19 protein-coding genes and 1 pseudogene are annotated in these 21,592 nt (G+C 69.3%); 7 read left to right on the forward strand and 13 right to left on the reverse strand.

Going from position 1 to position 21,592, the window contains the following annotated elements; all coding sequences use genetic code 11:
- Positions 1 to 226 precede the first annotated feature (226 nt).
- Positions 227 to 1,024, reverse strand: a complete 798-nt coding sequence (locus tag F6X53_RS25295; RefSeq protein WP_151003531.1) for a MetQ/NlpA family ABC transporter substrate-binding protein — start codon at positions 1,022 to 1,024, stop codon at positions 227 to 229.
- A 280-nt stretch (positions 1,025 to 1,304) separates the two neighbouring features.
- Between F6X53_RS25295 and F6X53_RS25300 the strand changes: the two genes are divergently transcribed.
- Positions 1,305 to 1,496: a hypothetical protein gene (locus F6X53_RS25300; RefSeq protein ID WP_151003534.1), complete on the forward strand. Its 192-nt coding sequence runs from the start codon at positions 1,305 to 1,307 to the stop codon at positions 1,494 to 1,496.
- A gap of 342 nt (positions 1,497 to 1,838) precedes the next feature.
- Entirely contained in the window at positions 1,839 to 2,528 is a 690-nt protein-coding gene (locus F6X53_RS25305) for a hypothetical protein (protein ID WP_151003537.1), read from the forward strand.
- 67 nt (positions 2,529 to 2,595) lie between these two features.
- Here the strand turns inward: F6X53_RS25305 and F6X53_RS25310 are convergent, their stop codons facing one another.
- The 4 genes from F6X53_RS25310 to F6X53_RS25325 form a co-directional block, all read right to left on the reverse strand.
- Positions 2,596 to 3,960: an LLM class flavin-dependent oxidoreductase gene (locus F6X53_RS25310; RefSeq protein ID WP_151003539.1), complete on the reverse strand. Its 1,365-nt coding sequence runs from the start codon at positions 3,958 to 3,960 to the stop codon at positions 2,596 to 2,598.
- A 70-nt stretch (positions 3,961 to 4,030) separates the two neighbouring features.
- Positions 4,031 to 4,903 (reverse strand): ABC transporter permease, encoded by an 873-nt coding sequence (locus tag F6X53_RS25315; RefSeq protein ID WP_151003541.1) that lies wholly within the window; start codon positions 4,901 to 4,903, stop codon positions 4,031 to 4,033.
- The gene (locus tag F6X53_RS25320; protein ID WP_151003543.1) at positions 4,900 to 5,799 is read right to left on the reverse strand and encodes an ABC transporter ATP-binding protein; all 900 of its coding nucleotides are present in this window, start codon (positions 5,797 to 5,799) and stop codon (positions 4,900 to 4,902) included. Before F6X53_RS25320 ends, F6X53_RS25315 begins: the two co-directional genes overlap by 4 nt.
- Before the next feature lie 13 nt (positions 5,800 to 5,812).
- Positions 5,813 to 6,847 carry an ABC transporter substrate-binding protein gene (locus tag F6X53_RS25325; RefSeq protein WP_151003544.1) on the reverse strand — a complete coding sequence of 345 codons (1,035 nt, stop codon included), beginning with the start codon at positions 6,845 to 6,847 and terminating at the stop codon, positions 5,813 to 5,815.
- 386 nt (positions 6,848 to 7,233) lie between these two features.
- On the opposite strand from F6X53_RS25325, the gene F6X53_RS25330 reads away from it, so the two are divergent.
- Entirely contained in the window at positions 7,234 to 7,734 is a 501-nt protein-coding gene (locus tag F6X53_RS25330) for an Lrp/AsnC family transcriptional regulator (RefSeq protein ID WP_151003546.1), read from the forward strand.
- Between the two features lie 168 nt (positions 7,735 to 7,902).
- Here F6X53_RS25330 and F6X53_RS25335 read toward each other — a convergent pair whose 3' ends face one another.
- The 4 genes from F6X53_RS25335 to F6X53_RS25350 are packed head-to-tail and all read right to left on the reverse strand — an operon-like array spanning position 7,903 to position 11,300.
- Complete coding sequence (locus F6X53_RS25335) at positions 7,903 to 8,862, reverse strand: HEAT repeat domain-containing protein (RefSeq protein ID WP_151003548.1); 960 nt, start codon at positions 8,860 to 8,862, stop codon at positions 7,903 to 7,905.
- 5 nt (positions 8,863 to 8,867) lie between these two features.
- Entirely contained in the window at positions 8,868 to 9,101 is a 234-nt protein-coding gene (locus tag F6X53_RS25340; protein ID WP_151003550.1) for a 4Fe-4S dicluster domain-containing protein, read from the reverse strand.
- Between the two features lie 27 nt (positions 9,102 to 9,128).
- Positions 9,129 to 10,874 (reverse strand): fumarate reductase/succinate dehydrogenase flavoprotein subunit, encoded by a 1,746-nt coding sequence (locus tag F6X53_RS25345; RefSeq protein ID WP_151003552.1) that lies wholly within the window; start codon positions 10,872 to 10,874, stop codon positions 9,129 to 9,131.
- 57 nt (positions 10,875 to 10,931) lie between these two features.
- On the reverse strand, positions 10,932 to 11,300 hold the full coding sequence (locus F6X53_RS25350) for a DUF971 domain-containing protein (RefSeq protein WP_238296794.1): 369 nt from the start codon (positions 11,298 to 11,300) through the stop codon (positions 10,932 to 10,934).
- A 448-nt stretch (positions 11,301 to 11,748) separates the two neighbouring features.
- Here F6X53_RS25350 and F6X53_RS25355 point away from each other — a divergent pair, with 448 nt between their 5' ends.
- The gene (locus tag F6X53_RS25355) at positions 11,749 to 13,347 is read left to right on the forward strand and encodes a magnesium transporter CorA family protein (RefSeq protein WP_151003554.1); all 1,599 of its coding nucleotides are present in this window, start codon (positions 11,749 to 11,751) and stop codon (positions 13,345 to 13,347) included.
- Positions 13,348 to 13,472: 125 nt separating this feature from the next.
- Here the strand turns inward: F6X53_RS25355 and F6X53_RS25360 are convergent, their stop codons facing one another.
- Genes F6X53_RS25360 through F6X53_RS25370 form a run of 3 tightly spaced genes read right to left on the reverse strand, consistent with a single transcriptional unit; the run spans position 13,473 to position 16,593 of the window.
- On the reverse strand, positions 13,473 to 14,312 hold the full coding sequence (locus tag F6X53_RS25360; protein ID WP_151003556.1) for an ABC transporter ATP-binding protein: 840 nt from the start codon (positions 14,310 to 14,312) through the stop codon (positions 13,473 to 13,475).
- Positions 14,309 to 15,178 (reverse strand): ABC transporter permease, encoded by an 870-nt coding sequence (locus tag F6X53_RS25365; protein WP_151003558.1) that lies wholly within the window; start codon positions 15,176 to 15,178, stop codon positions 14,309 to 14,311. The genes F6X53_RS25360 and F6X53_RS25365 overlap by 4 nt, the downstream gene beginning before the upstream one ends.
- Positions 15,175 to 16,593 (reverse strand): ABC transporter substrate-binding protein, encoded by a 1,419-nt coding sequence (locus F6X53_RS25370; RefSeq protein ID WP_373875924.1) that lies wholly within the window; start codon positions 16,591 to 16,593, stop codon positions 15,175 to 15,177. The genes F6X53_RS25365 and F6X53_RS25370 overlap by 4 nt, the downstream gene beginning before the upstream one ends.
- Positions 16,594 to 16,898: 305 nt before the next feature.
- Between F6X53_RS25370 and F6X53_RS25375 the strand changes: the two genes are divergently transcribed.
- Entirely contained in the window at positions 16,899 to 17,666 is a 768-nt protein-coding gene (locus F6X53_RS25375; RefSeq protein ID WP_151003560.1) for a Crp/Fnr family transcriptional regulator, read from the forward strand.
- Between the two features lie 378 nt (positions 17,667 to 18,044).
- Entirely contained in the window at positions 18,045 to 18,284 is a 240-nt protein-coding gene (locus F6X53_RS25380; protein WP_244965617.1) for a hypothetical protein, read from the forward strand.
- A gap of 18 nt (positions 18,285 to 18,302) precedes the next feature.
- On the opposite strand, the gene F6X53_RS25385 is transcribed toward F6X53_RS25380, so the two are convergent.
- Positions 18,303 to 19,250: a metallophosphoesterase gene (locus F6X53_RS25385; protein WP_151003562.1), complete on the reverse strand. Its 948-nt coding sequence runs from the start codon at positions 19,248 to 19,250 to the stop codon at positions 18,303 to 18,305.
- Positions 19,251 to 19,683: 433 nt separating this feature from the next.
- Here F6X53_RS25385 and F6X53_RS25390 point away from each other — a divergent pair.
- Positions 19,684 to 20,912, forward strand: a pseudogene (locus tag F6X53_RS25390) (IS3 family transposase).
- The last annotated feature ends 680 nt before the right edge of the window (positions 20,913 to 21,592 follow it).

Consider the following 21,592-nt stretch of genomic DNA (forward strand, 5'->3'; position numbering starts at 1 on the left):
GCATACGCGAAGTCATCGCGGTTGCACTTCCTCCTGCCCAACGCGCCAGACTTCGACCCGATCGAGCCGGCCTTCACGTCAGGAGCCTGCTCGGGACGGCAGCGCTCTGGAGGGCTTTCGCCCCATTCACCGCTCAGGACTGACAGACCGACCACGCTGATTCCGGTGACGAGAACGACGGCGCGGTCGCGACATGACCGGGAACGGCTCCGGCATGTCTGCCGTTTCAGGCGTTCCGGACAGGGATCACCGAGCCGCGATAGCGCGTCCGGATGAAACCGGAGACCTCGGCGGAGGTCAGCAGGTCGCTGAGGCGCAGCACGCGCGGATCCCGCGCCAGCGCCTCCGTCGTGACGAGCACGTTCGCGTAGGGGTTGCCCTCGGCGCGCTCCAGGGCCAAGGCGTCCCGCGCCGGTTCGAGCCCCGCCTCGAGCGCGTAATTGCCGTTGATGACCGCGAGCGCCACGTCCTCGAGGGAGCGCGGCAGTTGCGGCGGCGCGATCTCGACGAAGCGGAAGCCCTTGGGGTTCTCGGCGATGTCGTCCAGGGTCGCCGGCGCGCCCTCCGCGCCGGTGCGCAGGCGGATCAGGCCGTTCTCCTGAAGCAGCCGCAGGCCGCGGCTCGAATTCGTGACGTTGTTCGACAGGGCCACGACGCCCCCCTGCGGCAGGGCGGCGAGCGCCCTGGCGCGCCGGCTGTAGAGCCCGAGGGGCTCGATATGCACCGCCGCCACCACCGCGAAGCGCGTCCCCATCGCGGCCTCTTCCGAGCGCAGGAAGGGCACGTGCTGGAAGAAATTGGCGTCGGCGTCGCCGTCGCGCAGCAGCGCGTTCGGGCGGAGATCGCCGCTGATCTCGATGGTCTTGAGCGGCAGGTCGGGGGCGAGGCTCCCGCTCACGAATTCCAGGATCTCCGCATGGGGCACCGAGGAGGCCACCACGCGCAGCGGCGCGGCGGCGCGCGCCGTGCCGGCGGCGAGCGCCAGCGATCCGGCGAGGAGGGTGCGGCGGGTCAGGGCAGTCATGGGCGCGAAACGATCTCTCGACGATGATGTTGGGTTGAAGACCGGATATGATCAGAGGCGGCGCCGTGCAGGCAAGAAAATCCTCTCCCGAATTTCCCTGCGTTCGAAGATCTTGGTCCTATATCTTGGCCTGAAAACGCAGGAATGTTTCATTGACGCTCGGCCTCGTCCGGGAAACCATCGGCTGGCCCGACACGGGGTCACAGCCCGACAGGAGATTTCCGGTGCCGACCGAGTTTCGTCCAACACACCTCGCGGCCGCGGCGCGGCCGGTCCGGCCATGATGGGGCTCCTCCTCCGCCTCGCGCGCGCCCTGGCCGTCCCGTCCGGGCGCGCCGGACCATCGCCCGCCGCGCTCACGCCGCTGGTCCCGTTCCCGATGCTCGACGGGGGCGTGCTCGCCTGCGCCGACCTCGCCCCGCACCTCGCCGCCCTGCCCGACCCCGCGCGCCGGCGCCGCCCGGGGGCCTGAGAGGGCCGGGGCCGGTCAGGCGAAGACGCGGCTGCGCCAGGCCGAGAGGGTCGCGATGCGAGGGGTCGCGATGCAAGGGGTCGCGATGCAAGGGGTCGCGATGCGAAGGAGCGCGATGATGGTCTTGCTTCGGCCGCCGCAGCCGGGAGATCCGCCCTCCCCGTCTTGCCGAAGATTTGGCAGCACTTTTCGCGTTGATCTGGCTAGTCTTGTAGGATGAAGTTCGGTCTTCGGTCGCCTTTATCCTCAATTCGGCGCCCGGCGCGCGGATCGTCGCGTCGGCCATCCGCGCCCGCCCATCCCTGCACGGATCGGACGGAGCGGCCCGGCCGGACCCGGAGGGTGTCGGATCTCCGGAGGCCGGGGGTGGCGGCCCTGGCGCTCCTGATCGGGCTCTGCGCCGCCCCGGCCTGCCGGGCTTCGGCGAGGGCGGAGTTTCCGGCGGATTCGTCGGCTCCGCGCCTCGCGCTCCTCGTCGCGTTCCCGGCGCCGAGCCTGTCGGAACCCGAGGAGGATGCCCAGGAGGCGCGGCTGGAGATCGGCCCGGACGGTCGTGATCTCCGGCTGACCGGCGACCTGACCGAGGGCGTCGCCGACCGGGCCGCGACCCTGCTCGCCGCCCATCCCCTGATCGAGCGCCTCCACCTGACGAGCGACGGCGGCCTCGTCCAGGAAGCGCTCGCGCTCGGCGCCCTGGTGGCGGCCCATGGACTCGCGACCTACGTGCCGGAGACCTGCGCCTCGGCCTGCACCCTGGTCTTCGTGCGTGGCCGCGGCCGCTTCATCGCCGCCGGCGGTCGCCTCGGCTTCCACGGCCCCTACGAGGTCGGCTTCTTCGAGGCGCTTCGGCAGGTCGATGCGGCCCCGGAGCGGACGGCCTATCTCAATGCCGGGCTCGCGCCGGACTTCGTTGCCCAGGCGCTCGCCGTGCGGGCCCAGGCGATGTGGACACCGGACGCGACGCGGCTGCGCGCGGCCGGCGTCGTGACGGAGGTCGTCGCACCCGACCGCTTCGCGGGCCGGGATCGATAGGCCGCATCCCCCTGGGCCGACAGGCCCGGACCGCGCGCTGGCGGCAGGCGGGCCCGCCGGAATCGCGTCACCGCTCCTGCCGTGGCGGCGCGGCGGGCGGACGCGAGCCGAGATGTCCGCGCAGCGTCCGGGCCTCGTAATCCTGCCGGAACAGGCCGCGGCGGCGCAACTCGGGCAGGACCAGGGCGATGAAGTCGTCGAGCCCGCCGGGGAGCGTCGCCGGCATGATGTTGAACCCGTCGGCGCCCCCGGCCCGGAAGCGCTCCTCCATCTCGTCCGCGATCTGGGCCGGCGTTCCGACGATCTGCGCGTGGCCGCGCGCCCCGGCGATGCGCAGGTAGAGCTGGCGCAGGGTCAATCCCTCGCGCCGGGCGAGATCGAACATCAGCTGCTGGCGGGACTTGGCGCCGTTGGACTCGGGCAGGTCGGGCACCGGCCCGTCGGGATCGTAGCCCGAGAGATCGAAGCCGCCGATCATGCGCTCGAGGAGGGCGAGGCCCACCACGGGATCGATCAGGGCCTGAAGCTCCTCGAACTTGGCGCGCGCCTCCGCCTCGCTGCGCCCGACCACGGGGAAGAGGCCGGGCATGACCTTGAGATCCTCCCGCCCGCGGCCGAACCCGGCCATGCGCTCCTTCAGGTCCCCGTAGAATTCGACCGCTTCGGCCAGCGTCTGGTTGGCGGTGAAGACGATCTCGGCGGTGCGCGCCGCGAGGTCCTTGCCGGGCCCGGACGAGCCGGCCTGGACCAGCACGGGCTGGCCCTGCGGCGTGCGCGAAATGTTGAGCGGCCCCCGCACCGCGAAATGCTTGCCCCTGTGATCGAGGGGCCGGAACCCGTCGGGCTTCGAGAACTGGCCGCTGGCCCGATCGATCACGACGGCATCGTCGTCCCAGGTGTTCCAGAGGCCGAGGACGACGTCGACGAATTCCTCGGCCCGCTCGTAGCGGTCGGCGTGGAGCGCGATTCCGTCGTTGCCGAAATTGGCGGCTTCCGCGTCGCTTGCCGAGGTGACGAGGTTCCATCCCGCCCGTCCGCCGCTGAGATGGTCGAGCGAGGCGAAGCGGCGCGCGACGTTGTAGGGCTCGTTGAAGGAGGTCGAGGTGGTGGCGACGAGCCCGATCCGCTCGGTGACGGCGGCGAGCGCCGAGAGCAGCGTCACCGGTTCGAAATGGGTTGAGCGCGCCGTGCGCTCGCTGGAGCGCAGGCTCGCGTCGCGGATCCCGGTCCCGTCCTCCAGGAAGACGAGGTCGAATTTCGCGGCCTCGGCCCGCCGCGCCCAGCCGATATAGCGCTCGAGGACGAGCCCCCCATCGGCCTCGCTCGACGGGTGTCGCCAGCCCGCGACGTGATGGCCGGTCGCGTAGAAGAAGGCGCCGAGGCGCAGGGTGTCCTGGGTCGGGGTGTCCTGGGTCGGGGTGTCGTGGGTCATGAGCCGATCTGTGTGATGCGGTGGCCCGCATCCTGGCGGGCCCTTCGGGATGGGCGCGGCCGCGCTCGGCTCAGCGGACCATGCCCCAGCGCCGGACCGTCAGGCGCTCCAGGCTCGCGAAGACGAGGTTCTCCACGACGAGCCCGATGGCGATGACGAGGAGGAGACCCGCGAAGACACGATCCGTATAGAGCTCGTTGCGGTTCTGGAAGATGTACCAGCCGAGGCCGCCCCGGCCCGAGGCGGCGCCGAACACCAGCTCCGCCGCGATCAGGGTGCGCCAGGCGAACGCCCAGCCGAGCTTGAGGCCGGACAGGATGGCGGGCAGCGCGGCTGGGATCAGGATCTGCCGGACATAGGGCAGGCCCGTGAGCCCGTAATTGCGCCCGGCCATGCGCAGGGTCTCGGGCACGGCCTGGAAGCCCGCATAGGTGTTGAGCGCGAGCGGCCACAGCACTGCGTGGATCAGCACGAAGACGAGGCTGCCGGAGCCGAGGCCGAACCAGAGCAGCGCCAGCGGCAGCAGGGCGATCGCCGGCAGGGGGTTGAACATCGCCGTCAGCGTCGAGAGCAGGTCGCGGCCCAGCTGGGTCGAGACCGCGAGCGTGGTCAGCCCGAAGGCGAGCACGATCCCGGCGAGATAGCCCTGCGCCAGGATGGCGAGCGAGATCCGGACCCGGTCCAGAAGCTCGCCGCTGGCCAGCCCTTCGCCCAGCGCCTGCAGGGTCTGGAGGAAGCTCGGCAGCAGCAGATCATTGTTCTGCCAGCGGGCGAGCGCCTCCCAGAGAAGTGCGAGCACGGCCAGGATCAGGCCCTTGCGCAGCCAGCCCTGCTGCCAGAGCCGGGTCGAGAGCGGCAGCGCGCGCGCGACCGGCGCCTCCAGGAAGGGCGCGAGGACCCGGTCGTATTCCGCCCGGATCGGGGGCAGGACGTGCTGGTTCATCGCGGGACCGCGGGGGCTGCGGGTTCGGGGGCTGCCTCGAACAGGCGCTCGTGCAGGCGCTGGACCGCGGCCTGGAACGCGCCGCTGCCGAGGCTCGCGAGGTTGAACGCGTGGGCATTGACCTCGCTGCGCACGCGCCCGGGATGGGGCGAGAACAGCGCCACCCGGTTGCCGATGACGAGCGCCTCCTCGATCGCGTGCGTGACGAAGAGCAGCGTGAAGCGGACCTCCTCCCAGAGGGCGAGCAGTTCCTCCTGCATCCGGCGCCGGGTCAGGGCGTCCAGCGCCGCGAAGGGCTCGTCCATCAGCAGCACCTTGGGCTGGGTGGCCAGCGCGCGGGCGATGGCCACGCGCTGCTTCATGCCGCCCGAGAGCTGGTGCGGGTAGCTGTCGGCGAAGGCCGTGAGCCCGACCTTGTCGATGTAGTGGCGCGCCCGCGCCTCCGCCTCGCGCCGGCCGAGGAGCCCGGCGGCCCGCAGCGGGAAGGCGACGTTCTGCGCGACCGTCTTCCAGGGCGGAAGCTGGTCGAATTCCTGGAACACGACGATGCGGTCCGGACCCGGGCCCCGCACCACCTCGCCGTCGAGCCGGATCTCGCCCTCGACCGGGGCGTGGAAGCCGGCCACCGCCTTGAGCAGGGTGGACTTGCCGCAGCCCGAGGGCCCGAGCAGCACGAAGCGGTCGGCCGCGTAGACGTCGAGATCGATCCGGTGCGTGGCCCGGACCACCCGATCCGGCGTGCGGTATTCCAGGCTGACGCCCTGCATCTGCAGGAGCGGCGCCGGCAGAGGGTCGGGGTCCGGCGGGACCGCGGCGTCGCTCCGTCCCCGCGGGGCGGACGCCGCCGCCCTCGCCCGGTCCGCGGAGAACGCCTCGCGCGCGGCGACCAGGGTCATGGAGGCCACGCGCTCAGCTGCCGGCCGCGACACGCGGATTCACGAAGAAATAATCCTCCAGCGCCCTGGGCTCGTTCTTGATCGCGCCGACGCGGTGCATGAACTGGCCGAGGCCGAGGGTGTTCTGCGGCGCGATCTTGAAGGTCACCTCAGGGTTCTTGATCACCTTGAGCAGCAGCGCGCGGTCGATGCGGCTGTGATTGGCCCGGATGTAGATGTCGGCCGCCTCCTCGGGGTGGGCCGTGATGAAGGCCGCCGCCTCGTCCAGCGCGTCCACGAAGGCCGCGTAGGTCCTGGGGCTGTCCTTGTGGAACCGCTCGGTGGCGTAGAGCACGGTCGAGGAGGCGGGGCCGCCCTGGACGTCGTAGGAATTCAGCACCACGTGCGCGTTCGGGTTCTCGGCGAGCTCCTGGTCCTGGAAGGGCGGGTTGCCGAAATGCCCGGTGATCTCGGTGCCGCCCTTCACGATCGCGGCGGCCGCCTCGGGATGCGGGACCGCCACGCTGATCCGGTCGAGCTTGGCGAAGTCCTTGTCGCCCCACAGCTTGGCCGAGGCCCATTGCAGGATCCGCGCCTGCACCGAGACGCCGACGGCCGGGAGCGCGATCCGGTCCTTGTCGGTGAAATCCGCGATCGTCTTCACCTCGGGGCGGTTGCTGACGAGGTAGTAGGGGAAGTTGCCGAGCGAGGCGACGCCCTTGACCCCCTGCCGGCCGCGGGTGCGGTCCCAGAGCGTGAAGAGCGGACCGACGCCGGCGCCGGCGACCTCGATCTGGCCGGAGAGCAGCGCGTCGTTGACGGCGGCGCCGCCCGAGAGCTGGACGTACTCGACTTGGATGTCGAGCCCGGCAGCCTTGCCGTGCTTCTCGATCAGCTTCCGGTCCTCGGCCACGTTCAACAGGAGGTAGACGACGCCGAATTGCTTGGCGACGCGCAATTGCCCCTCGGCGGCGGCCGCCGGCCCAAGGACCGCCCCCGCGATGGCGAGCCCGCCGAGCAGGGCGGCGGCTTGCCGGCGTGAGAACAGGCTGCGTCGCTGGAGCGTCATGGGGGCCTCGGTCGCGCCGGTTGTCGGGACAGGAAGGGCGCGGATCGTGCGGCGCCATGGTGGAAAGTTTTGCCAACGCTTCTCGATCAGGTCAACAAAATGTTCCTTTTAAAGAACGGCGCGCGCGGAGGACATCACCGTTCTGCTGGTGGCACTTGGAAGGAAAATCTTCGATTACCTGAGATTTACCGGCGTTTCTCGAAGTTTTTCACCTGACCGAGGCCCGTTTGCTGCGCGGCTCGCCTTGCATCCGGAGCAGATCGTTCTCTATACCGGACGCGAGGCCGCCCCGAGCGGCGATCGGCGCGCCGAGGCGGCCGACGCAGACGCGCGGCCGAGCCAAGGCGGATGGTGGCCCCCGGCCGCGCGACCGAGCAGGAGACATCATGGACGCGATCGACCTGAAGATCCTGGCTCTGCTTCAGACGGACGCGACCCTGTCGATCGCGGCGATCGGCGAGCGGGTGGGCCTGTCGCAGACGCCGTGCTGGAAGCGCATCCAGCGCCTGGAGGCGGACGGCGTCATCGACCGGCGGGTGGCGGTGCTCGACCCGGTCAAGCTCGGGCTCGGGCTGTCGGTGTTCGTCTCCATCGAGACCGCCGACCATTCCCAGGGCTGGCTGGAGCGCTTCGCCGACACCGTCTCGGCCATGCCGGAAGTCCTGGAATTCTACCGCATGGCCGGCGACGTCGATTACATGCTGCGGGTCGTGGTGGCCGACATGCAGGCCTATGACAGTTTCTACAAGACGCTGATCGCCACCTTGCCGCTCAAGAACGTGACCTCCCGCTTCGCCATGGAGAAGGTCAAGTCCACCACCGCCCTGCCCCTGCCCGTGCCTCAGGCGGCGCCTCGATCCCTGCCGAGGCTGGCGGCTGCCGGGTGACTCGATCGCGGCCCGGACCCATGGTTCGGGCGGGATATTCAGTTCTTTTCTGATCTCACGGCAGGTTTCGCCGTGGCGGGCTCGTCCAGGCGAGACCGGAGCGCGGCCGATCCCGGCCGGGCCGGCACGGAGGCCTCTCCGGTCCGGCCTTGATCGCGAGGCGCCCGCTCAGGTTCCGAGGCAGCGGCCGATCGCCCAGCGCACGAGCTTGCGCACGTCCGGGTCGGGATCGTCGTAATCCGCTTCGAGAGCGGGCAGCGCGCGCGGGTCGGCGATCTCGCCCAGGGCCGCCGCGGCTTCCTTCCGGAGATTGCTGATCTCCGATCCGAGGGCGCGGCCGAGCACCGCGACGGCGTCCGGCGCCTTGATGCGGCCGAGCGCGTTCGCCGCCTTGGTGCGCACCTGCCAGACCGGATCGTCCATGCGGGCGATCAGGGCCTCGACCGCCTCGGGCAGGCGGATCTTGCCGGCCGAGACCGCGGCCTCTTCGCGCACCTGCCAATTCTCGTCCTGGAGGCCGGCGATGAGCGTCGCGACGCCCGGGCCGCCCGGACGCAGGAAGACGAGGGCGGCCATCGTGGCGCGGCGCACGCTCGCATCCGGGTCGCCCGCGGTCGCCATGAGGGCGGGCAGAGCCGCCTCGGCCTTGAGATAGCCGACGACGCCGAGCCCCTCGCGGCGCACCTCGGGCACCGGGCTGCGCAGGGCCTTGAGCGCCGCGGCGAGCGCGTCCGGCAGGACAAGCTCGCGCAGGGCCCGCAGCGCCGCGGCCTGCACGAAGGGGTCGGCATGGGCCGCGCGCGCGATGAGCAGCGGACCGCAGGCGGGCTCCTTCTTCTCGGCCAGCGTGTCGGCCGCGATGCGGCGCACCTCGGCCTCGGCATCTTCCAGCGCGTTGATCAGTCCCTCGACCACGTCGGGCCCATCATGCTCGTCGAGCGCCTTCGCGGCCGCGGCCCGCACCGTGGCGTCGTCGTCGGCGAGACCCTTGAGCAGCAGCACCCTGGCTTCCGGGCCGACCGCCTCGGCCAACGCCATCATCGCCACGCGGCGGATGCCGGAATCCGGATCGGCGCAGCGCTCGGCCAGATCGTCGAGATCGTCGTCGAAGGTGTCGAACACGGGCATGGCGCTCACCGCAACAGGTAGGGAATATGGACCGTGACGGCGTTCGTCGGGCAGTCGACCTCGCAGGGCATGCAGTACCAGCACTCGTCGTACTTCATGTAGGCCTTCTGTCGGTTCTCATCGATCGCGAGGATGTCGAGCGGGCAGACGTCGACGCAGACGCGGCAGCCCTTCTCGGCGATGCACTTCTCGTCGTCGACGACGACGGCCGCGCTCTTGGCCTGGTTGATGATCGGCATGCGGAATTCTCCGGATAGGCGGGCGACTTACTCGGCAGCGGCCGGCGTCTTGATGCGGAGCTGGTGGTAGGCGCCCATCTCGGCCTCGGCGACGGGCACGATGAAGGGGTCGACGGCGCGCTTGGCGTGGGCCATCCGGCCCCGCGCGTCCTTGTAGAGCACGGTGTGGCAGTTCCAGTTCGCGTTGTCGGTCTCGGGGTGATCGGTGCGCAGGTGGTAGAATCCCCAGCGGCTCTCGGTGCGGTAGAGCGAGGCCGCCGCCGCCATGTCGGCGCAGTCGAGGATCGTCTGCATCTCCAGCGCCCGGAGCAGCTCGTGCGGGTCGCGCGCGCAGAGGTGCTCCAGATCCTCGCGGATCTCACCGAACCGCCGCTGGCCGAGCTCCATCTTGGCCGTGACCTTCGGGGGCTCCAGATAATCGTTGACGAAGCGCCGCGTCTTGAACTCCATCTCGTGCGGCGTGAGCCCGTCCGCGCGTCGGGTCGGGGCCAGCACCCGCTCCCGCTCGGCCAGGACCTCACCCTCGTCGTAATCGGCCAGGCGCGTGCCCGCGCAATACGCGGCCGCATCCGCACCCGCGATGCCGCCGTTCACGAAGGCGCCGAGCATGTAGTTGTGCGGCACGCTCGCCATGTCGCCGACCGCGTAGAGGCCGGGAATCGTGGTGCGGGCATGCTCGTCCACCCACACGCCCGAGGCCGAGTGGCCGGAGCAGAAGCCGATCTCCGAGATGTGCATCTCGACCGGGCGCCTGCGATAATTGGTGCCGCGCCGCTCGTGGAAGCGCCCGCGCGAGGGCCGCTCGTTCGAGTGCAGGATGGTCTCGATCTCCGAGATCGTCTCCTCGCGCAGGTGGTCCATCTTGAGGAAGACGGGGCCGTTGCCGCCCTGCAATTCGCGCCAGAACTCGAGCATCATCTGGCCCGACCAGTAATCGCACTCGATGAAGCGCTCGCCCCGGTTGTTCGCCGTATAGCCGCCGAACGGACCGGTGACGTAGGCGCAGGAGGGGCCGTTATAGTCCTTGATCAGGGGGTTGATCTGGTAGCATTCGAGGTTCGCGAGCTCGGCGCCCGCGTGATACGCCATGGCATAGCCGTCGCCGCAATTGGCCGCATTCTCGTAGGTGCCGAACAGGTAGCCCGAGGCCGGCAGCCCGAGCCGCCCGGCCGCGCCGCAGGCCAGCACCACGGCCTTGGCCTTCACCACCAGGATATCGGAGGTGCGGGTGTTGACGCCGAGCGCGCCCGCGATGCGCCCGTCCGGATCCTTCAGCAGGCGGGTCGCCATGTAGCGGTTGGTCACGCCGACCTGGAGGCGGCGCAGCTGCCGGTAGAGCACCTTCTTGACATTGTGCCCCTCGGGCATCGGCAGCACGTAGGTCCCCATATGGTGGACCTTGCGCATGTTGTACTCGCCTGAGCCGTCCTTCTCGAACTTCACGCCGAGCCGGTCGAGATACTGGATCATCGGGAAGGAGCCCTGCGCGTAGGCCATCACGGCGCGCTGGTTCACGATGCCGTCGTTGGCCACCGTGATCTCCTTCACGTATTGCTCGGGCGTCGCGTAGCCCGGCACCACGGCGTTGTTCAGCCCGTCCATGCCCATGCTGATCGCGCCCGAGCGCTTGACGTTGGCCTTCTCCATCAGGACGACGCGGAGCTTCGGGTCGGCCTCCTTGGCCTTGATCGCGGCCATCGGGCCGCCGGTGCCGCCGCCGATCACCAGGATGTCGGCCTCGATGATCTCGGTCTTGGGGTCGATGGCGCTCATGCGGGCCTTCCTGCGGATGGGGCGCGGGCGGGCCGCGCACGGATGGGGAAGTCGGGCTCAGGCCGCCCGGGGCGTCCGCTCCGCCGCGGGCGTGATACGGGCAAGCTCGCGCAGGTAGACGAAGGGGTAGATCCCGCGGGCATGCCCGTCGGAGAAGCCGAGATGGAGGGCGTAGCCGCCCATCGGCGCGATCTGCGTCACCGCGACGGCCGCGAACCCGGCCGGGAACCGGCCCTGGATGCGGTCGCGCGTGCACCAGGCGCAGCGGCAGCCGAGGCGCAGGGCCTCCGCACCGAGCGTCGCCGCGGTGCGGTCCGGCCAGGCGAGGCGCAGCGCCCGGCCGCCGGCGGAGAGCACGATCTCGGTCGGGGCGGCCTCGGGATCGAAGGGCGGTTCGGCGGGGTATTGCATCGGAACATCCGTCATCGGTTCGCTCCGATTAGGGACCGTGCGGCCCATGCGAGATAGCAATTAGTTTCCGGGCCCCCGGGGCAGGACGTTCGGGGCAGCCCCGATGGCCGCCCGGCCGTGAACCCAGGCCCCCCGAGGCGAAGGGGAAGCCCGGCTCATCCGCCCGATGGTCATGGCCTGTTCGATCCGGCACGCAACAGCGCCTCGAGACGCGAGCGACGGCGCCGCTCGAGCGGTGCCCGATCACGTCGCACCGGGTCATGCCTCCAGATCCCGATTTCTTGCGCGCTCTGCCGGTCTCGACCCCGCGCCGGCAGAGCGTGCTCAGGGTCCGCGTTGTTTTACGGACACCGATAGAAGAGGATGTTTCGGTTGCTTGATGATCTTCCAGAAAGACAGGAGGCATCGGACAAGCACACCGATCCTGAGCGATGCGGGGCCCCGGATGTCATCGGAAACAATCGTGGAGCACTTCCGCCACATCCTGCTCTGGCCACTCCAACTCGTTCCGACCGGTAAGGAGCCGATGGCCCGCCATTGGCAGAGGCTCGGACCGCCCTGGCACAATCTTGAAGATCGATTTGCGCTCGGCCGCGGGTTGTTTCAGGAGCGCCATTATCGGGAATTCGTCTCGTTCCTCCCGCACGTTCAGCATTTCCTCTACGGCGAGGCCTATGAGCGCGAGGCTGGCCGGGGCTACGGGGAATCACCGATCCATATCGTGCGCCGTGACGATGTGAAGACGGCTCGGGTCACGCTTGGCGACGACACGTCGCCGATCGATCTCGAAGTCGTGCATGTCGACCTGTATTTCTTCCATGACTTGGACATCGCCCTGCTCAAGCTCGAGCTCGTTGCGGGTCGTCTCCCGCTTGCCGTCGCGCAAGACCTCATGTTCCGCATCGGCCGCACGTATCCGTCCGGTTGGGATGAGCAGGGGCGCGCGCTCCATTGCCCAAAGCGCGTGGAATGGCTCGGGCCCGACGGCGGCGTTCTCGCCGCCTCCGATTTCGAGAGCCGCGAACGCTATGTCGCTGCCGTATGCCGCAACCGCTCGGCTCAGGTCGCGGCACATTGGGATTTCCTGCTCGCGCCGATGGTCCCTCACCACTCGAAGGGAGCCGGGGCGCTCCGCTACCGGCACCTGGAGGACTACCGGATTCCCGGTATGGGCTTCTTCGCGATGCGCGATCCAAAGGAGATCACGCGCACCGATTACGTCCGCCTTGGGCTCAATACCGGGCCAGGCACCTCGGAGGAACTACCCTACTCCGACGCCTACCTGGCGCGTTTCGAGGAGGAGTATTGTCACGACCGGTTCTTCGACCCGGCGCGCGGCGGGACATCGGGCATGCGGCTGACCTGCAGCGGGTGGGGTCTGACCATGGTGACGGGCGTGTCACCTGCGGCGATCGACCTCGAACGGGGGCTGCTCGGCGAATTCCGGCACCGCTATCTTCAACTCTTTCTCATCGCACGGTTTCACAAAGCCGCGCTTCTCATGATGTCCGACCGGCTGGCGGTTTCGGTGAATTCCCTCGACATCACCGACCGCCGCAGCGTGGGCCGCTTCGCGCAGGATATGCGCCTTTCCATGGAGAGCTTCCTCCGCTTCAACCATCGCTACTGGTTCCACCAGGCCTCGAACCAGACGCAGGCCAGCGAGATCTTTTCGCTGCTCACGAGCAAGCTCGGCACGGAGCGTCTCTACGATGACGTGAAACAGTCTTTGGGCGCCATGTCGTCCTATCTCGACAGCGAGTCCCTGCGCCGGCAATCACGGTTCTTCCTGAAGCTCACCGTGGTGACGATCTGCTTCATGGTCGGCGCGATCACCGCGACGGTGCTGGGCATGAACGTGCTCGATTTCGCGCATGCGACACGCCTCGAAAAGCTGGTCGCCGTCATCATCGTGTTTGTCGGCGTGTTGCTGCTCACGGCCTATACGGTCGTGAAGTCGCGACGCCTCGCTGCATTCGTCGATGCCCTCTCGGACGAGCGCATGCCTCTGCGGGCGAAGACACGGTCGTTCGTCGAAATCTGGCGCAAACTGGAGCGCTGAGGCGGCGTCCGCCGCCAACGATCTGGGGCGCACCCTCGAAGCCCGCCTCAGGTTCGCTTCGCGCCCGCGTGCTGGTGAGGCTGTCTCGATACGCCGCACAGGGTCCCACCCGATCGAAGGCGGCTCTAGGCCGCCCCCGGCAGCGGCAACCCGAGCGGGGTCAGGCGCGGCAGCGAGGGCTGCCCGTCGTGGGGGCGCAGCAGGTCGAGGCAGCGTCGCTTCAGCGCGACGAAGTCGGGGGCGGTGACGAGGTCGCGCCCGCGCGGGCGCGGGAAGGCGAGCGGGATGTCCTCCAGGATGCGGCCCGGCCGGGCCGACATCACCAGAACCCGGTCGCCGAGGAACAGCGCCTCGTCGATGTCGTGGGTCACGAAGACCACGGTCGTCGGCAGCCGCGTCCAGATGTCGAGCAGCAATTCCTGCATCATCAGCCGCGTCTGCGCGTCGAGGGCGCCGAAGGGCTCGTCCATCAGGAGGACGCGCGGCCGGTTGATCAGCACCCGGGCGATCTCGACCCGCTGCTGCATGCCGCCCGACAGTTCGGACGGGTAGCGCTCGGCGAAATCCGCGAGCCCCACCAGCGCCAGGAAATCCCGTGCCCGGGCCAGCCGCTCGGCCCTGGGGACGCCCCGCATCTTCGGCCCGAAGGCGACGTTGTCGATCACGCGCCGCCAGGGCAGCAGGGTGTGATGCTGGAAGACGATGCCGCGCTCCGGATGCGGCCCCGCCACGGGCCGCCCGTCGAGCGCGAGGCTCCCGCGGGCGAGGCCGAGATGGCCCGCGAGCGCGCCGAGCAGGGTCGACTTCCCGCAGCCCGACGGCCCGAGCAGGCAGACGAACTGGCGCGGCGCTATGGCGAGGTCGATGTCCCGCACCACCTCGAAGGCGGCGGCGCCGGTCCCGAGCCGGATCGCGGCGCCCGCGATCTCGATGCGGCCAGCGGCCGGGGGCGGGGCGGCGCTCACGCGCGGCCTCCGCGCGTCCACGGCATGGCGAGGCGGCCGAGCGCGCGCACGGCGACGCTCGACCCCATGCCGAGCAGGCCGATCAGAAGCATGCCGACGACGATGTCGTCGTAGTTCTGCAAGGTGTAGGATTCCCAGGTGAAGTAGCCGATCCCGTACTGACCGGAGATCATCTCGGCGGTGACGAGGCAGAACCAGGCCGTTCCCATGCCGATGGCCGCCCCGGTGACGATGCTGGGGAGCGCGGCCGGGATCACCACCTCGCGCAGGATCGCGGCCCGGCCCGCGCCGAGGCTGCGGGCGGAGGCGACGAGGCGGGGGCTCGCGGCCTCCGCCCCGTGCACGGTGTTCAGGAGGATCGGGAACAGGGCGCCCGTGAAGGTGATGAACACCATCGAGGCCTCCGAGGACGGGAACATCAGGATCGCGAGCGGGATCCAGGCGACCGCCGGGATCGGCCGCAGCACTTCGAGGGGCGGCAGCAGCAGGTCGCCCGCCAGCCGCGAACGGCCGATGCTGAGGCCGAGGGCGATCCCGAGGGCGAGCGCGCCGAGGAAGCCGCCGAGCACCCGCGCCAGGCTCGCCCCGACATGCGCGCCGAGCTTCGGCGATTGCGCGAGCGACCAGGCCGCGCGCGCCACCTCGGCAGGCGCCGGCACGTTGCCGAAGGTGACGAGGCCGAGATCGACCTTCTGGCTCGCGGCGAGGTGCCACGCGAGGAGGCCGAGGCCGAGCGCCCCTGCCCGGATCGCCAGGCGCCGGAGCGGGAGCCGGGCGTGGCCGTCCCGGCCGTCCCGGCGCCTCTCCTTCGCGTCCGGCCGGGCCGCCAGGGTGGCGCCGGGCGCTTCCAGGGCGCCCGCGCTCATCGGGCGCTCAGCCGCGCGACGCCCGCGCGGGCGGCGGCAAAGTCGAGCACCTCGCCCCCATGCGCCTTGGCGAAGGCTTCCGCATCGCCCTTGAGCAGGAAGGCCCCGAGGCGCTGCCCGGCATCGCGCACGTACCAGGCTTGGTTCGCGAAGAGCTTGATGCCGCTCTGGCGGTCCTGCGCGTAGATCACCCGCGCGCTGCCGCCCTCCCGCTCCAGCGCGGCGAGCGCGGCGAGCGCGGCCTCGGGCGAGGCGTAGTGGCGGACCTTGTCCTCGCCCTTCACCCAGATCTGGGCGACGCGGGAAACATCCGTGATCGGCTGACCGGTCGCGGCGTCGGCGGCCGTGAGCGGCGCCTGCGCGTAGTTCGTCAGGCGCGCCTCGTAGTCGAGGCCCGCTTGCGCGGCGGCTCTGCGCACGAAGCGGTCGTCGACGAAGCGGTCCACGTCGAGGTCGCCATCCGCCTTCTTGAGCAGCGTCAGGGTCTCGATCGAGGTCTTCAGCGCCTGCCGGTACTCGGGCTTCCAGGTGATGTCGCGGGTCTGCAAGCCGAGCGGCCCGTGGAACAGGTAGGCGACCTCCGCCTCGATCCCCGTCACGCGCTCGATCAGCTCGGCATAGCGCTCGGGCTCGGCCGCGATCAGCCGGTCCGCCTCGATCGCGGCGCGCAGATACGCGGTGACGATCTCGGGATAGCGCTCCGCGTAAGCCGCGTCGACAAGCGAGCCGTGAAAGGTCGGCGCGTCGGATTGGGCGCCGTCGTAGATCTTCCGGGCGATGCCGCGCCAGGGGAACAATTCGGCGAAGGGCACGAAGTCGGCATGGGCGTCGATCTTGTTGGCCTTGAGCGCGGAGCCCGCGACCTCCGGCGCCTGGGTGATGATGGTGACGTCGCGCTCCGGATCCCAACCCTGCGCCTTCACGGCGCGCAGCAGCAGGCCGTGGGAGGTCGAGGCGAAGGGCACCGAGATGGTCTTGCCCTTCAGCTCGGCGAAGGATTGCACCGGCGAGGCGACCGGCACCACGACGCCGTTGCCGCTGCCCTTGATGCTGCCGGACAGGACGCTCAGGAACAGACTGCGCCGTCCGGCCTTGGCGAAGGCGGCCCCGTTCAGGGAGCCCGGAAAGTCGGCCATCGCGCCGAGATCGAGCTTGCCGGCCACCATCTCGTTGGTGAGTGGCGCGCCGCTGGTGAAATTGCGCCACTGGATGTCGTAGGTGGCGTCCTTGTACTGGCCGTCCCGCGGCAGGAACTTCTCGAGGAGTTTCAGCTCGCGGATCAGGAGGCCACCGGTCGCGCAGTTGATCGTGGTGTCCTGGGTGCCCACGGCGACGCGGATGGTCTCGGCCCGCGCTGTCGTCACGAGGGCGGAGGCCGCCAGGAGGGCGGCGGCGAGGCGGCGAAGGGGGATCACGCGGGCGGCTCCGTCATCAGGTGAGAGGCCCCGGCCGCAGGAGGACGGCACCGGACCGTCCGCTCTCCCGATGTCGGAACGGCTTGAATGTTCGCTCCCGGCCTGCACCGAAGAACAGCAATTAATTGCGCCGCCCCTGAAGATCGTCCCTGAAATCGACTTGGTGGGTCGATGTAAAAGATCTGTCTCCGCGATGCTGAGGTGAGAAGAGGGAATTCTCTCCGCGCGGACATGTTTGGAATGGTTCGAGACGGCGCCGCGCGCATAGTAGTGGGGCCGATCTCCCGATCCCGGACATTCGTTCCATGCCGCCAACGCTCGCGACCCTGCCGAATCCGACGCGCGCGCCCGCGCCGCTGATCGTCAGTGCCCTGTTCCTGAGCGAGAGCATCGAGGGTCTGGACGAGGGCGCCGGCTTTCTCGATGCCCTGCCGCCCGCCGACGTTGCGCGCCTGCGCGCGGCCGGGCGCAGCCTGAGCCTGAGGCCGGGCCAGAGCGTGTTCCGCCAGGGCGAGCCGCATTCCGGCATCTTCCTGATCGAGACCGGGCGCGTGCGGGTTTTCTACACCGGGCCGTCCGGCCGGCAGATCACGCTGGCCTATTGGACGCCGGGGCACTTCATCGGCGGTCCGAGCCTGACCGGCGGGGGTGTGCACCAATGGTCAGGCGAGGCGATCGAGCCCTGCGGGGTGACGGCGCTCTCCGCCGCGACCCTGCGCCAGCTGATCCGCCAGCTGCCCGAATTCGCCCTCTGCCTGATCGAGGCGCTGGAGGCGAAGGGACGGTGCTACACCGCCATGGCGCAGATGCTGGGCACGCGCTCCGTGATCGAGCGTCTGGCGCAGCTTCTCCTGAACCTGGGTGATCTCTACGGGCGACAGGAAGCGGGTGCTCGCGTCATCGAGCGCCGGATCACGCATGACGAGATCGCAGCCCTCATCGGTTCGACGCGTCAATGGGTGACCATGATGCTCAAGCGCTTCCAGGCGGACGGCATCGTTGCGGTCGACAAGGAAGCCATCCGAATCCTGCGCCCGAAGCGGTTGACGGCCATCGTGCAGGCACTGTCCTGATTCGGGATGCTGGAAGTCCAGGACAGATCTTCGACGGAGTGGCTTCCGCTTGCGCGGCATCGGACGATGCATCGCACGGTATAGACTGGTACAAAACTCCCATCCTCTTGTTGGTACGATGCCCCGCGAGCCTTGAGGCTGCGGGTTTGCGTGTGATTCAGAGCACAGATCTGGTCGTCTGAAGGCTGCACCAAAACAATCCGTCACGTCGCTTCGCCGGCCAGCGTCGCTGGACTCCGTGTTGCGGGTGTGAGGAAGCGCCACCATGTCTCGTATCAAGAGCGGACGAGCAAGGGCTGGCTGTCCAGGATTGAGCCAATGCCTGTTCTTCAAGCGTCATGTCCGATCGAGCCGACGGGTCTCGCAGGCCGGCGTGCGGTGGCCGTCGCCAATGCGAAATGGTTTCGCGCCCTCGCCTGGAGAGCCTTGCGCGATGGCCATCCCAACGGTCCATTGCGCGCGGCCAATGCCCGCGCGGCAGCCCGCATCGTCATCCAGCAGGCGCGGCGGGAAGCCCTGATCCATCGCATGGCGATCGACGCGCTGGCGCCCGATCGGCCTCCGACGCGTCCACGAGCTGGCGAATGGCAGCACGACGGCGAAGCCCTGACGCCGTGAGGCCGCTCCGTGCCTGCGTCAGGCGAGTCCGTCGTCCGGCGTGAAGCCGAGTTCCACGACAACGATCTCCGGCGGCACGCCGATGCGCAAGGGGCGCCCGGCCACGAAGTGGGAGCCGAGCCCGCCCGAGACGACGAGGTGGCGTCCCGCCTCGACGACATGGCCGTAGGCGTAGCGCAGGCCGTAGCGGGACGGGATCCAGGGGGACCAGCCCAGGATGCGGATCTGGCCGCCATGGGTGTGACCCGACAGCGTCACGGCTATCCTCGGATCCAGCTGGCTGCCGAAGATATCCGGCTCATGAGCGAGCAGGATCACCGCGGCATCGGCCGGCGCGGCACCGAGCATCCGCGCGAGGATATCGGTCCTGTGGCGATCGAGCCGTTCAGGATCATGGCGCAGCTTGCGCGGATTGCTGCGCGTCGCTTCGCTCTCGATCCCGGCGATCCAGAGCTTCGGGGCAGAGCCGAGCGGCACCGCCTGGTTCTCCAGGAACGCGATGCCGGCGGCCCGGAAGGCCCGTTCCACGCGCGTCGGCCCGCTCTTCCGTCGCATCGCATCAGGATCGTCGGTCCAGTCGTGGTTGCCTTGGATCGCGTAGACGCCCGCCGGGGCGACGAGGCCCCGCATCAGCTCGGCCACCACCTCCGGCGCGACCGGGCCGGGGCTCTGTGAGCCGTAATCGCCGAGGAGCACGGTCACGTCGGGCTGCAACCCATTGGTGCGGGCCACGATGCTGGCAAGGTCCGCTTCGTTCATGTTGCGGGGATGCGCGTGGAGGTCGGTCAGAATCGCAACCCGCAACGTGAGGCCGGCGGGCCATCGGCTCGGCGTGACGCGATAGCGCGTGACATGGACGCGATGGGGCTCGATCGCGGTCGCATATCCCACCCCGGACAGGGTGCCGGCGGCGGTGAGCGCCGCCAGTCGCGAAGGCCGGGAGAAGAGCGCGCGTCGCGTGAGCATGCGAGGGAGAGTTCCTGAGGCTGTGACGCTGATCGATCGGCCGGGCGATGGGTGCCGGCCTGCCCCAGCTTGTTGGCACAGGTCGCCTTTAGAGCGCGCAACGATCGTTCCTGGCGGATGGTCTCTCAAGCCCTTGTGAGGCTCGCTTCGCCCCTGACATCCCCGTCGCTGCCGGGCGAACGTCGCGCACAGGACGCCGTGTTCGCGCCCGTGCTGCGCGACGCCCCATCGTCGCGCATCGTGACATCGCGGATCGTGCTGCGGGTGCGCGCAACACGATCCAGGGGGAGAAGGATATCAAAAATCCCGCTAAGCCATTGACGATGCGGGCAAACGGGTGGTGAGCGCGCTGGGACTCGATGGAGTGGCCCCCAATTCGACCGGACACCGGTCGCAGCCGTGAGGGCCTTGGCGGAAGCCTAGGCGTGCGCCTATGCCGAACGACACGCAGCGGATCGAGATTATCACCGGGCGCGAGCGCCGCAGGCGCTACACCGTCCACGAGAAGGTGCGCTTCGTCGAGGAGACGATGCAACCCGGCATGACCGTCTCGGCGGTGGCGCGGATCCACGGCCTCTCACCGAGCCTTCTATTCGGGTGGAGGCGTCGCATGGCCGAGGGCGGACAGGTGGCAGTGCAAGCCGACGACGAGGTAGTCGCGGCTAGCCGGATGCGCGAGTTGGAAGCCCGCGTGCGCGATCTGGAGCGGCTGCTGGGGCGCAAGACGCTGGAGGTCGAGGTGCTCAAGGAGGCGCTGGCCGTCGCACGGGTAAAAAAGCCGCGTGGCCGCTGCCGTCGCCACCCGCGGGCTCTTCCCGGTGAAAGTCGTGGACGACGTGCTCGGCGTGGCCCGCTCCAACCTCGTCGAGCAGATGCGGGGCGGGGCTCGGTCGCGCGGTCCCTATCGCCGTGCCGACGACGAGGCCGTCCTGATCGCCATCCGCGCCATCACGGACGTGCGGCCGACCTACGGCTATCGGCGGGTGACGGCGATCTTGAACCGAACGCGGCGCGCCACTGGCGAGCTCGCGCTGAACCACAAGCGGGTGTTCCGGCTGATGAAGCGGGACAGCCTGCTCCTTCAGCGCCACACGGGCGGACGACCCGTGCGCGCCCACGAGGGCCGTGTGATCGCCCCGGCCTCGAACCGGCGCTGGTCCTCGGACGAGTTGGAAATCGGCTGCTGGAACGGCGAGGTGGTGCGGGTGGCCTTCGCCATCGACACCCATGACCGCGAGGTGATCGCCTGGGTGGCCTCGACGGGCGGGGTCACCGGCCAGATGGTACGCGATCTCATGCTGACCTGCGTCGAGGAACGCTTCGGCGGTCTGCGCGCGACCCACCCCGTACAGTGGCTGGCCGACAACGGCTCTGCCTACACGGCCGCCGAGACGCTGTCCTTCGCGGCAGCCCTAAATCTCGTGCCCTGCTTCACGCCGGTGCGCTCGCCCGAGAGTCACGGGGTTCAGCGAGGCGTTCGTCAAAACGCTCAAGCGCGACTATGCCCGCGTGCAGCCCCGTCCCGATGCCGACACCGTTCTGGCTCGGATCGGCGCCTGGATCACCGACTACAACGAACACCATCCCCACCGTGGGCTCGGCATGCGCTCGCCGCGCGAGTTCATCCGTGCTCAGATCCAACCAGCCCCGTGTCCGGTTTGATGGGGGCAACTCCAGCAAGCCGCTTCGCCTTTACGAAGGCCCCCTCCCCGGGCCGCACATGCCGTGGCACGCGCCCAGCGATCTTCACGTAGGTTTGGGTATGCCGCCGGACCTCTGCCGTCACTTCCAACGGATGAACAACACTTCCGAGTGGGCGTCTGACGTCCGCACTGTAGCCACTAGCGACGGCATCGTGACGATAGCGCCGAATTGGATGGCGGAGGCGCTGATCAGCTCGCCCATTCTGTTCCGGCGCGCCGACACGTCGGCAAAGTCGGCGTACGTTGCGCTGTGAGCGTCCGGTGGTGTCGGCATCGACCACACCGCGTTGTATGCCCGGGGCGCGGCCTTGATCACGGGTCAGGGCTCGCAATTGTGGATTGGGCTGAACTAACTGGCCAGGATATGGGCCTGCAGCCTGAGATTTGAGGCATGCCGGGAGTCGTGGGGCTGTGGTTCTCATTCCACAATACGCCAGCCCGTTCACTTCGCAACGCTGACTGCAAACTGTTCGATGCTCCGGACCTGAGACTCCGTCTTGGCCCGCGAGACGAGCACCAGAGCTGCAATCAGGCACAGCGCCACAGCAGCTAGAACCACCGTCGCCCTGCTCGGCGAGCCTCGTTTCCGTCCGCGCATCATCGCCGCATCTTTCGGAGACAGATGCGGCAATAGCTTGG

Source organism: Methylobacterium soli (genome assembly GCF_008806385.1).
GTDB lineage: Bacteria > Pseudomonadota > Alphaproteobacteria > Rhizobiales > Beijerinckiaceae > Methylobacterium > Methylobacterium soli.

Excerpts from the sequence above, each read along its gene's own strand:
- F6X53_RS25295 (WP_151003531.1), bottom strand. The coding sequence starts at position 1,024 with ATGACTGCCCTGACCCGCCGCACCCTCCTCGCCGGATCGCTGGCGCTC.
- F6X53_RS25300 (WP_151003534.1), top strand. The coding sequence starts at position 1,305 with ATGATGGGGCTCCTCCTCCGCCTCGCGCGCGCCCTGGCCGTCCCGTCC.
- F6X53_RS25310 (WP_151003539.1), bottom strand. The coding sequence starts at position 3,960 with ATGACCCACGACACCCCGACCCAGGACACCCCGACCCAGGACACCCTG.
- F6X53_RS25315 (WP_151003541.1), bottom strand. The coding sequence starts at position 4,903 with ATGAACCAGCACGTCCTGCCCCCGATCCGGGCGGAATACGACCGGGTC.
- F6X53_RS25320 (WP_151003543.1), bottom strand. The coding sequence starts at position 5,799 with ATGACCCTGGTCGCCGCGCGCGAGGCGTTCTCCGCGGACCGGGCGAGG.
- F6X53_RS25325 (WP_151003544.1), bottom strand. The coding sequence starts at position 6,847 with ATGACGCTCCAGCGACGCAGCCTGTTCTCACGCCGGCAAGCCGCCGCC.
- F6X53_RS25330 (WP_151003546.1), top strand. The coding sequence starts at position 7,234 with ATGGACGCGATCGACCTGAAGATCCTGGCTCTGCTTCAGACGGACGCG.
- F6X53_RS25335 (WP_151003548.1), bottom strand. The coding sequence starts at position 8,862 with ATGCCCGTGTTCGACACCTTCGACGACGATCTCGACGATCTGGCCGAG.
- F6X53_RS25340 (WP_151003550.1), bottom strand. The coding sequence starts at position 9,101 with ATGCCGATCATCAACCAGGCCAAGAGCGCGGCCGTCGTCGTCGACGAC.
- F6X53_RS25345 (WP_151003552.1), bottom strand. The coding sequence starts at position 10,874 with ATGAGCGCCATCGACCCCAAGACCGAGATCATCGAGGCCGACATCCTG.
- F6X53_RS25350 (WP_238296794.1), bottom strand. The coding sequence starts at position 11,300 with ATGACGGATGTTCCGATGCAATACCCCGCCGAACCGCCCTTCGATCCC.
- F6X53_RS25365 (WP_151003558.1), bottom strand. The coding sequence starts at position 15,178 with ATGAGCGCGGGCGCCCTGGAAGCGCCCGGCGCCACCCTGGCGGCCCGG.
- F6X53_RS25375 (WP_151003560.1), top strand. The coding sequence starts at position 16,899 with ATGCCGCCAACGCTCGCGACCCTGCCGAATCCGACGCGCGCGCCCGCG.
- F6X53_RS25385 (WP_151003562.1), bottom strand. The coding sequence starts at position 19,250 with ATGCTCACGCGACGCGCGCTCTTCTCCCGGCCTTCGCGACTGGCGGCG.